General features: G+C 70.8%; 11 protein-coding genes. 3 read left to right on the top strand and 8 right to left on the bottom strand.

The genetic code is table 11. The features are described 5' to 3' along the window. Window positions 1-92: 92 nt before the first annotated feature. The 6 genes from ACFWQC_RS19865 to ACFWQC_RS19840 all read right to left on the bottom strand — a co-directional run bounded on the left by ACFWQC_RS19865 (window position 93) and on the right by ACFWQC_RS19840 (window position 9540). The gene (locus ACFWQC_RS19865) at window positions 93-3536 is read right to left on the bottom strand and encodes an error-prone DNA polymerase (RefSeq protein ID WP_378681743.1); all 3444 of its coding nucleotides are present in this window, start codon (window positions 3534-3536) and stop codon (window positions 93-95) included. 14 nt (window positions 3537-3550) lie between these two features. Further along, entirely contained in the window at window positions 3551-5101 is a 1551-nt protein-coding gene (locus ACFWQC_RS19860) for a Y-family DNA polymerase (RefSeq protein ID WP_378681740.1), read from the bottom strand. Window positions 5102-5177: 76 nt separating this feature from the next. After that, entirely contained in the window at window positions 5178-5867 is a 690-nt protein-coding gene (locus ACFWQC_RS19855) for a hypothetical protein (RefSeq protein WP_378681737.1), read from the bottom strand. 159 nt (window positions 5868-6026) lie between these two features. Then, window positions 6027-7790 carry a serine hydrolase domain-containing protein gene (locus tag ACFWQC_RS19850; protein WP_378681734.1) on the bottom strand — a complete coding sequence of 588 codons (1764 nt, stop codon included), beginning with the start codon at window positions 7788-7790 and terminating at the stop codon, window positions 6027-6029. Further along, entirely contained in the window at window positions 7787-9031 is a 1245-nt protein-coding gene (locus ACFWQC_RS19845) for an MFS transporter (protein ID WP_378681731.1), read from the bottom strand. Before ACFWQC_RS19845 ends, ACFWQC_RS19850 begins: the two co-directional genes overlap by 4 nt. Then, the gene (locus tag ACFWQC_RS19840; protein ID WP_378681728.1) at window positions 9028-9540 is read right to left on the bottom strand and encodes an ArsR/SmtB family transcription factor; all 513 of its coding nucleotides are present in this window, start codon (window positions 9538-9540) and stop codon (window positions 9028-9030) included. Before ACFWQC_RS19840 ends, ACFWQC_RS19845 begins: the two co-directional genes overlap by 4 nt. 113 nt (window positions 9541-9653) lie before the next feature. On the opposite strand from ACFWQC_RS19840, the gene ACFWQC_RS19835 reads away from it, so the two are divergent. Beyond that, window positions 9654-10142, top strand: a complete 489-nt coding sequence (locus ACFWQC_RS19835; protein WP_378681725.1) for a sigma-70 family RNA polymerase sigma factor — start codon at window positions 9654-9656, stop codon at window positions 10140-10142. After that, window positions 10139-10948, top strand: coding sequence for a hypothetical protein (locus tag ACFWQC_RS19830; RefSeq protein WP_378681723.1), 810 nt, complete (start codon window positions 10139-10141; stop codon window positions 10946-10948). The genes ACFWQC_RS19835 and ACFWQC_RS19830 overlap by 4 nt, the downstream gene beginning before the upstream one ends. A 190-nt stretch (window positions 10949-11138) precedes the next feature. On the opposite strand, the gene ACFWQC_RS19825 is transcribed toward ACFWQC_RS19830, so the two are convergent. Then, window positions 11139-12047 (bottom strand): aminoglycoside phosphotransferase family protein, encoded by a 909-nt coding sequence (locus tag ACFWQC_RS19825; protein ID WP_378681720.1) that lies wholly within the window; start codon window positions 12045-12047, stop codon window positions 11139-11141. 54 nt (window positions 12048-12101) lie between these two features. On the opposite strand from ACFWQC_RS19825, the gene ACFWQC_RS19820 reads away from it, so the two are divergent. Further along, complete coding sequence (locus ACFWQC_RS19820; protein WP_378681717.1) at window positions 12102-12626, top strand: cupin domain-containing protein; 525 nt, start codon at window positions 12102-12104, stop codon at window positions 12624-12626. Here ACFWQC_RS19820 and ACFWQC_RS19815 read toward each other — a convergent pair. Further along, window positions 12611-13063, bottom strand: a complete 453-nt coding sequence (locus tag ACFWQC_RS19815) for an NUDIX hydrolase (protein WP_378681714.1) — start codon at window positions 13061-13063, stop codon at window positions 12611-12613. The two genes, ACFWQC_RS19820 and ACFWQC_RS19815, sit on opposite strands and share 16 nt — an antisense overlap. Between the last annotated feature and the right edge of the window lie 9 nt (window positions 13064-13072).

Genomic DNA, 13072 nt, shown 5'->3' with positions numbered 1-13072 from the left:
GGCGTCACCCGCGTCGGCCGAGAGGGCACCGGCTGCCGTCTCGGCCGACCTAACCGACGCCTCGGCCGACGTAGCTGACGCCTCGGCAGTGGTCAGTGGAAGTCGCGGGAGCGGTGGCGGGAGGCGATGGCCTTGGCCGCCTCGGGGTGGAGCTCCTCGAGCGGGGCGAGGCGGTCGGCGACCAGGTTGGTGACTCCGTCGTTGCGTTCGAGGATGCCGCGGATGAGCATGACCGAGGTGGAGACGGCGATCTTGCGGTGCTTCCTCCACAGGCCGGCGGAGCAGACGACGTTGAGCATGCCGGTCTCGTCCTCGAGGTTGATGAAGGTGACGCCGCCCGCGGTCCCGGGGCGCTGACGGTGGGTGATCAGGCCGGCGACGGTGATGCGCCGGCCGGGCTCGGAGGTGGGGAGGTCGCTGATCCTCGGGAGTCCCGCCGCGGTCAGGCCGGACCGGAGATGGGCGAAGGGATGGCTGCCGGGGGTCACGCCGGTCGCCCACAGGTCGGCGAGGGTCTCCTCGACCGGGTCCAGGCCGGGCAGCGCAGGGGTCTCGGCGGTGAACCGCACTCCTTCGAGCTGGTCCTCGGTCTCGGTCCACCCCGCCTGCCACAGCGCCTGACGACGGCTCGATGTGAACGCCTCCAAACATCCAGCGGTCGCCAGCGCCTCGAGCTGGGCGCGTTCCAGCCCGGCGCGACGGGAGAGGTCGAGGGAGTCCTTGAACGGAGCCTCCTCGCGGGCCTTCACGATCCGCTTGGCAACGTCCTTGCCGATGCCGCGTACGGAGTCCAGGCCCAGCCGTACCGCGAAGTTGCCGTCACGCCGGTGCTCCGGGGTCGGGTCAGGGGTGCCGGGCACCCACGGGGTCTTCTCGCCGTCCATCCGGCAGTCCTCCTTCCCGGTCGGCGACACGACGTCGACATCGAGGGGCTCCATGTCGGCGGCGGCCTGGCTGAGGACGAGGTCGGGGCGGCGTACCTCCACTCCGTGGCGGCGGGCGTCCTGGGTCAGCGACTGCGGTGAGTAGAAGCCCATCGGCTGGGCGCGGAGCAGGCCGGCCAGGAACGCGGCCGGGTAGTGGAGCTTGAACCACGACGAGGCGTAGACGAGCTTGGCGAAGCTCAGCGCGTGGGACTCGGCGAAGCCGAAGTTCGCGAAGGAGAGGATCTGGGTGTAGACCGCCTCGGCCGTCTCCTCGGTCATCCCCTTGGCGCGCATGCCCTCATAGAGCTGCTCCTTGAGCGAGTCGATCCGCTCGAGACCACGCTTCGAGCCCATCGCCCGGCGCAGCAGATCGGCGTCGTCGTGGTTGAAGTCGCCCAGGACGCGGCCCATCTCCATGAGCTGCTCCTGGAACAACGGCACCCCGAGGGTGCGCTCCAGCACCGGGATCAGCAGCTTGTGGGCATAGCTCGCGGGCTCGCGCCCGGTGGCCCGGCGTACGTAGGGATGGACCGCTCCGCCCTGCACCGGCCCGGGCCGGATGAGCGCGATCTCGATGGCCAGGTCGTAGAAGCAGCGCGGCTGCAGGCGCGGCAGGGTGCCGATCTGCGCGCGCGACTCGACCTGGAAGACCCCGATCGAGTCGGCCCGGCAGAGCATGTCGTAGACCGCCGGCTCCTCCTTGGGGATGGTCGCCAGCGTCCAGCTCTCCCCCAGGTGCTCGAGAGCCAGATGCATCATGTGGTCGAGCGCCGCCAGCATGCCGAGCCCGAGCAGGTCGAACTTCACCAGGCCCATGTATTCGGCGGCGTCCTTGTCCCACTGGATCACGGTGCGCTTCTCCATGCGGGCGCGCTCGATGGGTACGACCTCGCCGATCGGCTCCTCGGTCAGCACCATGCCGCCGGAGTGGATGCCGAGATGGCGCGGGGTTCCGTGGATCTCCTCGGCCAGCGCGAGGACCGGAGCGGGGATGCCGACGTCGTCCGGTGCCTCGACGCGGGAGTAGCCGAGGTGCTTGGACCAGGCGTCCTGCTGGCCGGGGCTGTGACCGAGTGCCTTGGCCGCGTCCCTGACCGCCATCTTCGGCCGGTAGCCGACGATGTTCGCGACCTGCGCGGCATTGCGCCGGCCGTAGGTGTCGTAGACCCACTGGATCACCGTCTCGCGCTTGTCGGAGTCGAAGTCGACGTCGATGTCCGGCTCCTCCTCCCGGTGCTCGGAGATGAACCGCTCGAACGGCAGCTTGTAGAAGACCGGGTCGATCGCGGTGATCCCGAGCGCGTAGCAGACCGCGGACGCGGCCGCCGATCCTCGCCCCTGGCAGAGGATCTCCTCGCTCCGCGCGAACGCCACGATGTCGTGCACGATCACGAAATAGCCCGGGAAGTCCTTGCGCTCGATGACGTCGAGCTCATGCTCCACCCGCTTGCGGGCCTTCTCGACGAACTCCGGGTCGGTGGCGTACGCCTTCGCATAGCGCTCCGCGAAACCCTCCTCGGTCAGGTGGCGCAGCCGGCTCGCGGCGGTCTCGCCCTCGGGGATCCCGCGCTTGGGCAGCTTCGGGGTGGCCTTGCGCAGGTCGAAGGCGCACTCCTCGGCGATCTCGACGCTGCGTGCCACCGCGCCCGGGTAGCGCCGGAAGAGCTGGTCCATCTCCTCCCCCGACCTGACGTACGCCACCGGGCCGGCCGGGAGCCAGCCGGCGATGTCGCTCAGGGTGCGGCGCGCGCGGACCGCCGCGAGCGCGTCAGCCACCCGGTGCCGGTCGGGCGTGGCGTAGTGGACGTTGTTGGTGGCGACCGCGGGCAGGCCGGCCTCGCGGGCGATGCCGGCGAGCAGGTCGTTGTCGTAGGAGTCTGTCGGATGGCCGCGGTCGGTCAGCTCGACGACGACGTTGTCGTGGCCGAACCTGTCGGTGAGCTCGCGCAGCGCCCGGGCCGCGGCGATCGGACCAGTGCCGGTGAGGGCTTGGCGTACGGCACCCTTGCGGCACCCCGTCAGGATCAGCCAGTTGCCGGTGCGAGCCCGGTCGGCGAGCTCGTCGAGGTCGTAGGCCGGCCGGCCCTTCTCGTCGCCGCGCAGCTGCGCCTCGGTGATCGCGCCGGCCAGCTGCCGGTAGCCCTCGACGCCCCGGGCGAGCACGAGAAGGTGGCTGCCCTCGGGGTCGGCGATCCCGTTCTGCGGTTTGGTCAGATCCAGGGACAGCTCGGCGCCGTAGACGGTCAGCAGCCGTGCCGGTCCCGTCATCTTCTGCGCCGCCTCGGCGCTGTACACATTTGCCGCCTCCGCTAGTGCAGGTGCCCCGTAGAACCCGTCGTGGTCGGTGATCGCGATCCCGTGCAGCCCCTGCCGGATCGCCTCGCTGACCAGCGCCGACGGGGAGCTCGCTCCGTCGAGGAAGGAGAAGTCGGAGTGGGCATGGAGCTCGGCGTACGGCACCACCGGGCCTTCCGGCCCGCGTACCTCCTCATCGGTCAGCCGCTTCTTGCGGCGCGAGATCGGCGCGTCGCCGTAGGGGTCCTTCGGCGGGCGGCCGGAGAGCCGCCGCTCCAGCTCCTTCCACGGGATCTCGGGGTTGTTCCAGCCCATCAGTCACAGCCCCGTCAGTCATAGCTGGCTTCGGTGAGCCAGTGGTCGGTGTCGAAGGTGGCCAGCCAGGCGCGGCCGTCGACCCCGACGAGCTGGAAGCGGGCGACCCGCCGCCCGCCGCCGGGCTCCCACCACGCCTCGGTGACCGGCCACGGACCAGCCCAGGACGCGACCCGCTGCCAGGGCTGGCCGGCCGAGGGCCGGTAGCGGGCGGGGTCGGCGGAGACACCGCCGCGCGGGAGCACCAGCACCTGCCGCCCGGCCTGGTCGCAGACCTCCGCCGGCCACGGTTCGGCCAGGACTCGGGCAGGCGCCGGCGGCGGGATGCTCCCCGGCCACGGCAGTCGGCGATCGCGGAGAGTGGTGGGGCGGTCGCCCCAGGGGACGTACGCCTGCCGGTCGCGTGGCGTCCGGCCGCCCTGGAGCACCGGGGCGACGACGGCCTCGTGGCCGAGCAGGCCCTGCACCCGGGCGATGCCGCGATCGACGCGCTCGTCGGTGCCGCCCCAGAGTCCGTCGGCGTGGACCGCCTCGGAGACGGCGACCTCGGGGACGAAGCGGACCTCGGTCACCGCTCCTCCTCGCCCACCCGAGCGGTGTATCGAGCTTGTCGAGATGACCGCCCCGGCCAGCTGCCAGTGCAGCCGGTCGATGAGATCGACTGAGGAGAACCACCGCGGATGTGCCCAGGTGCGTACCGAGTCCGGGACGTCCTCCATGGCGACCTCGATCCGCACCTCGGTGCAGACCTCCTGACGCGTCGCGAGGCCCTTGACGAACCCCTCCGCCGCCTGCCGGGCCGAGAAGCAGACCGCCTCGGCGGAGTCGAGCGGCGGCTCGAAAGCCACCTCGGTGGTGAGCTCGGGCGGTGGCGTACGCCCCGTCACCGGCCGCGCTCCCTCGCCGTGGATCACCCGGCGGACCCAGGCGGCCTGCGCGCCGAAGCGCGCCTTGACGTCGGCGCCGGGCAGGTCGGCGAGGCCGCCGAGCGTGGTCAGGCCGAGCCGCTGCAGCAGGCTGACCGCGTTCGCGTCCTCGAGGACATGGACCGGTAGCGCGCGCAGGAAGGCGGTCGAGCCGCCGTCCGCCGGGACTGCGTACGTCTCCTGCAGCCCGGCGCTCCGCGCGGCCTGCTCGGCGGTGAAGAGCTCATCGGCGATGCCGATCCGGACGTCCCAGATCCCGAGCCCGACCACGCACTCGGCGATCGCCGCGCCGGCCTCGGCCTCGCCGCCGTAGAAGCGGGCCGGCGAGCGCAGCGCGACCAGGCCGGGGCGCAGCGGCATGACGCCGGGGCGCAGCTCCTCCAGGCGCACCAGCACCTCCTCGAAGACCCGCGCGTCACGGGCCTCGTCGGCGGCGAGCACCTGCACCTCCGGGCAGCGCGACTGGGCGTCGCGGCGCCGCATCCCGCGCTTGATCCCGAACTCCCGTGCTGCCTGGTTGTAGGCCTGGACCCGGTTCTGCGCGAAGACCGCGGCCGGCAGGTGCCGCGGCAAGCCAGCCTCACCCAGCGCCGCGGCCACCGGCCAGTCGGCGCACCAGACCACCAGCGTGCGACTCATGCCGCCGCCTCCGTAGAGCAGTGCCAAGAATACGGACGCGGCGGCCTGAGGCTTATGGTCGCTCGCTGACGCTCGCTCATGCCGACTCCTGTTTCCGCAGGTCAGCAATGCCTGCGACGGGCTCGAGGACGCGCCGCAGACCGCCGTCCTCGGCCGGGAACCAGAGCGCCGTACGCCGCGGCGGAGCCGTCCCGCGCACCGCCTCGACCACCATCCTCCTCGCCCGGAGATGGCCATCGCCGTTGCCCAGCCCGACCCAGCGCGGCTCGGTCGCCCGCAGGCGCACGTCTGCTCTCGGCCACTCCCCGAGCGCGACCAGCGCGGCGCCGCGGGTGCGCAACCGGGCACCGATCTTCTCGGCGACGCCCGGAGTCACCCGACCCGTCGGCCGGACCAGCACCAGCGTGGTCACATCGACCAGCGCGGCGGTCGCCTCCAGCCAGGAGTCCTTGGGCCGTGGCACCAGGATGGTCCGCTCCAGGTCGACCCCGGCCTCGGCCGCCGCCTCGACACCGAAGTCCTCGACCCCGACGACGGCGGTCCACTCCCCTGCCGCCGACGGCCCCGCCAGCAGCAGCATCGCCAGCGACAGCGAGTCGGCCGCGTACGTCCCGCCGGCCCGAAGCTGCACCACCCCACCCAGCGCCTCGTGCGTCGCCAGCTCCGCACCGATGCCCGGCTTCTGCTCCAGCCGTCGCACCTTCGACCGAAGCTGCTCGATCTGAGCCAGCTTCTGGTGTCGCTCAATCCCCGCTACCACTCCCACTCAACGAGTATCGAACATTTGTTCGAACAGAGCAAGGTCGCCGAGGCGTCACTCCCGCAGGGCGAGACGTCACTCGCGTCGGCCGAGTGGGCATCCCGCTGTCCACTCGGCCGACGCGGGTGACGCTTCGGCCGACGCGGGTGACGCCTCGGCAGGGGGTCAGCCGCGGAGCGCGGAGGCGAGGTAGGTGAGGCGGGGGTGGTCGGAGGTGGGGAGGGCGGTGACGGTGGTCGTCTTGGCCACCGCGATCTTCCAGTAGGACGCGCCGGCGACGACGAGGAAGTCGGCCTTCGACGAACCATCACCGGACAGGGGCGTGGTGATCAGCTCGGGCTGGCCGAAGGCCCGGAGGGCGGCGATGACAGGGGAGCTCTCCTCGAGGGCGGCGCGGGCGGCGGCGACGAGGCCACCGTGGGCGTCGGGGACGGCGTTGACACGCAGGGTCTGGATGCGCGGCTCGGCCTCCGGGGAGAGCATGACCTCGATGTCGTAGCGGCCCTTCTCGGCCGGCACCACGGCCAGCGCGGCGCCCATCGCGCGGGAGAAGTAGCCGTAGGGCGCGCCACCCAGCGGCAGCCCGACCTTGGCGCGCGCCTGGGTGATCTGGAGGCGGCGGCCGGTGTCGGGGGCGTCGAGCTCGACGTTGTCGGCGAACAGTGATGGCAGCGCGAACACCTCAGCACCCGCAGGATCGAAGGTACGCAGCCGCTCGACCGCGGTCTCCAGCGCCGAGTCGAGCCGCGGCCGCAGGCCCTTGACCACCGTCGAGAACCGCTGCGGACCATTACCAGAAAGCTCGTCGGAGACCAGCGAGCGCAGCGCGGTCATCGCGGTCGGGTAGCCCCCGGCGTACGTGCTGTTGGACAGCGTGATCACACCCAGGCCGGTCGCGGGGTGCCAGACCATCCGCGAGCCGTAGCCGGGGTAGCCGCCGGAGTGGTGGACGAGCTGCCCGAGCCGGCTGTCATGGTCGACCATCAGGCCGTAGCCGTAGCCGGCGGCGACCGCCCCGACACCCGCCTCCGCACCGGAGAACCCCAGCGAGGCAGACACCGAGCCGAACCGGTGCAACTGCTGCATCTCCCGCCGCGACGCCTTCGACAGCGGATGCCCGTCGGCGGCGGAAGAGAACGCGCCCAGGAACCCGCCGACCCAGCGCGCCAGGTCGGCGACCGAGGAGTGCAGGCCTCCCATCGCCGCGAACGACCCCGACGGCACCGGCGGCGTCACTGCCCACGTCGGCGGACCCTCGAGCCGGTCACCGGCCCACGCCGGATGCAGCGGCGGCACATGACCCGGCACACGGTTCGGCACCGCATCGGGCGAGTAGGCCGAGGAGGTCATCCCGAGCGGCGCCAGCAGCTCGTGCTCGACGAAGTCGCGGTTGGCCCCCTCGGGCGACGAACCACCGACGACGTTCTCGATCGCGCGCCCGAGCAGCGCATAGCCGAGGTTGGAGTACTCGAACCCGACCCCCGGCTCCTGCCCGGTCGAGAAGCCTCCGTCGAGGAACGTCCCGAAGTCGTCATAGGACAGCGACTCCTGCCGGTCGCCCCACGGGTCGTCGGTCGGCAGCCCGGCCGACATCGAGAGCAGCAGCCGCAGCGTCACGGCCGGCGAGTCGGCGGAGTAGGGCGCCTGGTCGACGAGCTCGGGGACGTACTGCGCGATCGCCTCGTCCAGGTCGACCAGCCCGCGGTCGCGCAGCAGCAGCACCGCGGCCGCCGTGAACGACTTCGACATCGACGCGATCCGGAAGACGCTCTCCGCCGTCGGCGCCGGACCGCCCTCGGTCGTCGCCCCGAAGGCGCCGGAGTGGAGCAGCTCGGAGCCGCGTACGACTCCGTAGGCCAGCCCCGGAGTCAGGTTCTCCTCGAAACGTTCCTGGAAGAGCGAGTCGACGACGGCGGTGTTCAGGCTCATACGGGCGTTCCTTCGGTGGCAGGTTGCTCGACGCGTTGCAGCCTAGCCACGGAAGGCACCCCAACCGTGGCAAGACAGATCAAGACACAGAGAACACCGCTCGCCAGGAACACCGGTCGTGTCCCGAAAGACTCCCCCAGCGGCCCGTACATCAACTGTCCGATCGGCATCGCGATGTAGGACCCGAGCATGTCGTACGACCACGCCCGCGACTGCATCTCCTCGGGCACGTTCTCCATCATCGCGAGGTTCCAGCCGAGGCTGAAGATCTCGATCCCGGCGCCGGCGACGGCCATCGCGATGACGAAAGGCACGGTCTCCGGCCACAGACCGAGCGCGATGAACGGCAGCCCCATCAGCGTGACGCCGAGCATCCCGGCCCGCAGCGGATACCGGAGGGTCAGCCGCATCAGCACGAACGTCATGACCAGAATCCCGATCGCCTGGGCCGAGTTGCCCAGTCCCCAGCCGTGGACCCCCAGCGAAGAGGATTTGGCGTACGCCGGTCCCAGCACCTGCATCCCGCCGGACCACATCGTGTTGATCACCATGAAGGCGAGCACGACGACCCACAGCCAGGTGGTGGAACGAACGTACGTCCATCCCTCGACCAGGTCTGCGATGGCCGACGTCTTCGGGCCCGTCTTGTCGCGGCGCGGGATCCGCACCGGCAGCAGGAAGATAGCGGCGAGGAGCCAGGTCAGCGCGTCGATCGCCAGCGCCCAGCCGGCGCCGACCCCGACGACCAGGACGGCCGCGGCCGACGGCCCGAGGATCGTCAGCGCGCCTCGCGACATCGACAGCAGCAGGTTGGCCGGCTGCAGGTCCTTCTTCGCGACCAGCTGCGGCACCATGCCCTGCATCGCCGGGTACGCCATCGCCGACATGGTGCCGTTGACCGCTTCGAGGACGATCAGCATCCAGATCTCGGCGCTGCCGGCGATGATCAGCCCGGCGGCCACGGCCTGGGTGAGCGCCGAGGACAGGTTCGAGATCTGCAGGACCAGCCGCCGCGGGAACCGGTCGGCGATCACGCCTCCGACCAGCAGGAAGATGACCATCGGGATGGTGTGTGCCGCCACGACGGCACCCAGCGCCGACGCCGAGTCGGTGACCTCCAGCACCGCGAAGGCCAGCGCGACGTGCGACATCGAGGTGCCTGCCATGTTCACGAACCGCGACGCGAAGAACCACCCGAAGTCGCGGTCCTTCAGGACGAAGAGGCTCTCCTTGATGCTCACTGGTCCTCACCCATCACGAAGGCGGAAGCGGTCAGGTTCACGTGGATCGTGCCCTCCGTACGCGGCGGGCGAGCGTTGTCGTGGAGCAGACCGCTCGCCTCCCGGACGAGGTCGTGGACCCGCTGCCAGACATCGGGGTCGACCCACATCTCCGCGTCCGAGACGATGGCCGGTCCGTCGGCGCGCAAGCGGCGGCGGCGTACGAGCTCCTCGGCGATCGCGCGGGTGTGGACCTCCTCGTCCTCCTTGGAGGGTGGCCCTTGGGCGGCGTCGCGGCGCCAGACGTACCGGTATCGCTTCGCGACCCCACCGCGGATCCGCTCCTCGCTCGCGACCTCGATCAGCCCGGCGTTCTCGAGCAGCCGGAGATGGTAGGAGGCGTTGGCATGCGTCAGGTCGAGCTCGCGAGCCACCTCGGCCGCCGACAGCTCCGCACCCGTCAGCAGTGACAGCATCCGAAGCCGCAGCGGGTGCCCGGCCGCCCGCAGCCGCGAGATCTCCTCGTCCATCGCGAACCTCCCAAGAGTTGTTTGGGAGTGAGTCTGGTGAGGCCGAGCAGGACCGTCAAACAGTTATTCGGGTCGCGCCTAAACCGATAATGGCTGCTGTGCGTCATCCAGGCGTGAGCCGAGAAGAATTCGCCGACTTCTACGTCGGCGCCAAGGACCGCTGCCTGCGTGCGGCGATCGCGACCGGCATGGATCCCGGCCGGGCCGAGGAAGCGACCGCCGAGGCCTTCGCGCGCGCCTGGTCGCGCTGGCCGACGGTCAGGCTGGCCAACTCCCCGGCCGCATGGATCGTTCGCACCGCGATCAACGTCGACATCTCCTGGTGGCGCAAGCGCCGCCGCGAGCTGACCGTTCCCGAGACTCCCGAAGAGCTCCCCCGCCACGGCTCCGACGACGACACCGACCACGACCTGTTGGAGGCCGTACGCCGGCTGCCACCGCGTCAACGCGAGGTGGTCGCGCTGCGCTACTTCCTCGACCTCGATGCCGAGACGACCGCCCACGAGCTCGGCATCGCTCGCGGCACCGTCTCCGCCACGCTCCACCACGCGCTCAAGGCTCTGCGGCTGCAGCTGACCGACCCCGAAGGGATGCTGTCATGAACGACATCGAGACCTTGCTGCGCAACAGCAGCCACCAGACCCTGGACCTTCCTGCCAACGAGATCCTGCGCCGCGGTGACCGGATGCGTCGCCGCCGCCGCGCGGCGAAGGCGATCGCCGCCGTCGCCGCCTTCTCGGTCGCCGGGGTCATGGCGTACGTCGCGATCCCCGATCGGCTCATCGACTCGAACATCGCCACCCCGGAGCCGTCGACAACGACCGCGCCCCAGCAGAAGACTCCGGTCGACTGGTCCGGCGACCCGACCAACCTGACTCCCGAGGAGCTCGACACGCTGAGCGAGCGGTGCCTGGAGACGGCCTGGGCTGACGTGGTGTCCCTGTACGCCGACTTCCCCGAGGCGAACAATGCCATCAACCCCGATGAAGTCGAGGAGATCCCGTCAGACACCTGGCCATTCCTCGCCGAGAAGCGTGGCTCGACGGCCATGGCGATCTTCGACGGCCCCGACTATGAGGTGACCTGCTCCACGGTGCAAGTCCCCGGGCGGGACGCCGACAGCGAGCCCGATCTCGCGGGGGCATTCGGCCAACCCCAGGTCTGGGGCACCTTTGCGGAGACCGGGCCATGGGAAGACTTCTCCCGTGGGGGAACGGGCGATGGCACGGAGTTCATGCTCCCCCTGCCGAAGAAGATGAACGTCACCAAGGTGGTCTTCGTCTCGAGCGGGGAGGACATCCCGGCGACCATCGTCAACGGCGTGGCGGTCGCGTGGACGGACCACCGGGTCGCCGTCGAGTCAGCAACGTTCCGCGCGTACGACGCCAACGGCAAGCGCGTCCACTAGGGCCGGCTGACGTACCTCTCCGCCGCCGCCCGCGGCTTGTCCCCGAGCCCATCGATGCCGATGAGCCTCGGGAGCACCCCACACGTCGAGGTCCTCGCGGGCGAAGGCGTAGACGGCCTGCTCCGCGCCGCCGTGGTGGCGGCGGTCGGTCTGGGTGTCGGTCCGCGCTGGAATCAGGCACGCGAGTTTCTCAGTCCTGGACGGCCTTCGCGACCGAGATCATCGCGGTGAACCACTCTTTATCAGGTCCAGCCTTGTCGGGAGCCGGGTTGTCCTCGAGCTCGCCCTTGACGTTGACGACCAGCCGCAGCACCGCCCAGGCCCGGGCGCGGTCCTCGTCGAGCTCGGCGGCGTCGACGAGGGCGAAGAACCGGTCGCGTACGCCGTCACGGATCCGCCCCGCGTACTCGTCGAAGCGGTTCCACAGCATCGGCGCGAGCTCGTAGTGCGGGTCGCCGGAGAGGGGCTTCGGGTCGATCACGAGCCACTCCTCACGGTCACCCCGGAGCGCGTTCTCATAGTGCAGGTCCGTGTGGATCAGCTTCCCGTCGGTGGCCTCGTCGGCGGCGAAGTCGCGGGCGATCGCCCGGGCCTGCTCGACCATCCGCGGCGGCACCGGAAGCCGCCGCTCCGACTCCCCCAGCTCGTTCGCCCAGCGTGCGGCCTGTGCCGACAACGTACGCAGCTGCGGCGGGGCCGAGACGTGCAGCCGCCGGTAGAAGCCGCCCACGATCTCGCACGCCTGCACGTCCCAGAGCTCGGAGAGGTCCTCGGTGTGCAGCCGTTCCAGCAGCAGCGCGAAGCGTTTCGGGTCGGCCCGGAGAAGGCGTACGGCACCCCGACCGCCCCAGGTCTGCAGCGCCAGCGCCTCGTGCTCGGCCTCCCAGTGCGGCCAGCCGATCTTCAGCACCGCGGCCTCGTCATCGGCGGTCCGCACCGGCACGACCAGGGCGGCGCTGCCATGGGTCGCCTCGCCCTCGGGCCTCAGCGACCACTCCTCGAGCAGATCGCGCACCAGCCCGGGGAGGCGGTCGAGCCACGCTGCCCAGTCGGGACCGTTCGCGGCGAGCGCCACGAAGGAGTCTGGCAGCGGCGTCACGCGAGCCACCTTAATCCGCTTCCCAACCCCGGACGGATCGGGCAGGTTGTGCCCATGTCACTTCCAGAGTCGATGGGGACCAAAGGCGTTCCCTACCCGCCCGAGCGCTACGACGGCGAGGCCGGTGAGGTCTTGGCGTTCTACCGTCCCGACACCACCGCACCCGACCTCGAATATCCCAACGGCGTGAAGGTCGACTATCTCGCCACCGGAGCGACGACCGCAGGTGACTACGGGCTCTACCGCTGGCACTTCGGTCCCAACGAGACCGGCCCCGGGCCCCACTTCCACCGTGCCGTGGCCGAGTCGTTCTACGTGCTGACCGGGACCGTGCGGATCTACAACGGCGAGGAGTGGATCCCGGCCGGTGCCGGCGACTTCGTGCACGTGCCGGTCGGCGGCCTGCACGGGTTCCGCAACACCACCGACGAGCCCGCCTCGATGCTGCTCCACTTCACCCCGGGCGCGCCGCGGGAGGGCTACTTCGAGGGGCTGCGCGAGCTGGCCGAGGGCACCGAGCTCGGACCGGACGAGATGGCCGAGTTCTACAAGCTCCACGACAACTACTGGGTCGACTGAGCGACCTTCAGGGCCGCGATCCCCATCCGGACGATCGGGCTGGTGGTGTCGGCTCCGATCGCGGGGTCGTCCAGCCCGACCCACGCGGCGTAGTCGGTGGTTCCGTCGACCTCCAGCGTGCCCAGCTCGCCCCCGACGATCCGTGCCTCGAAGACCACCCGGGTGGACTGATAGGGCCGGCGACCGGGGTCGAACGGCACCACGTACACGTCGGTCGTCAGCGGAGCCCCGACCTCGACGTCGTAGCCGGTCTCCTCCTTCACCTCGCGCACGACTGCCGCGGGCATCTGCTCGCCGTAGTCGACGCCACCACCCGGCAGCGTCCAGCCCGGGTCGTTGCGGTGGTTGCCGTTGAACCAGCTCAGCAGGATCCGCCCCGCGTCATCGACGATGACGGCGTACGCCGCCACCCGGGTGTCGTAGTCGGTGAAGTGCATCACCGCGAG

Source organism: Nocardioides sp. NPDC058538 (assembly GCF_042719275.1).
In the GTDB taxonomy this organism is placed as follows: Bacteria; Actinomycetota; Actinomycetes; order Propionibacteriales; family Nocardioidaceae; genus Nocardioides.
Note: the sequence above shows the minus strand (reverse complement) of the source record. Positions and strands in the feature narration are given on the sequence as shown.

Coding starts and splice junctions, on each gene's coding strand:
- ACFWQC_RS19830 (WP_378681723.1), top strand. CDS start 10,139: ATGAACGACATCGAGACCTTGCTGCGCAACAGCAGCCACCAGACCCTG.
- ACFWQC_RS19840 (WP_378681728.1), bottom strand. CDS start 9,540: ATGGACGAGGAGATCTCGCGGCTGCGGGCGGCCGGGCACCCGCTGCGG.
- ACFWQC_RS19820 (WP_378681717.1), top strand. CDS start 12,102: ATGTCACTTCCAGAGTCGATGGGGACCAAAGGCGTTCCCTACCCGCCC.
- ACFWQC_RS19815 (WP_378681714.1), bottom strand. CDS start 13,063: ATGCACTTCACCGACTACGACACCCGGGTGGCGGCGTACGCCGTCATC.
- ACFWQC_RS19850 (WP_378681734.1), bottom strand. CDS start 7,790: ATGAGCCTGAACACCGCCGTCGTCGACTCGCTCTTCCAGGAACGTTTC.
- ACFWQC_RS19865 (WP_378681743.1), bottom strand. CDS start 3,536: ATGGGCTGGAACAACCCCGAGATCCCGTGGAAGGAGCTGGAGCGGCGG.
- ACFWQC_RS19860 (WP_378681740.1), bottom strand. CDS start 5,101: ATGAGTCGCACGCTGGTGGTCTGGTGCGCCGACTGGCCGGTGGCCGCG.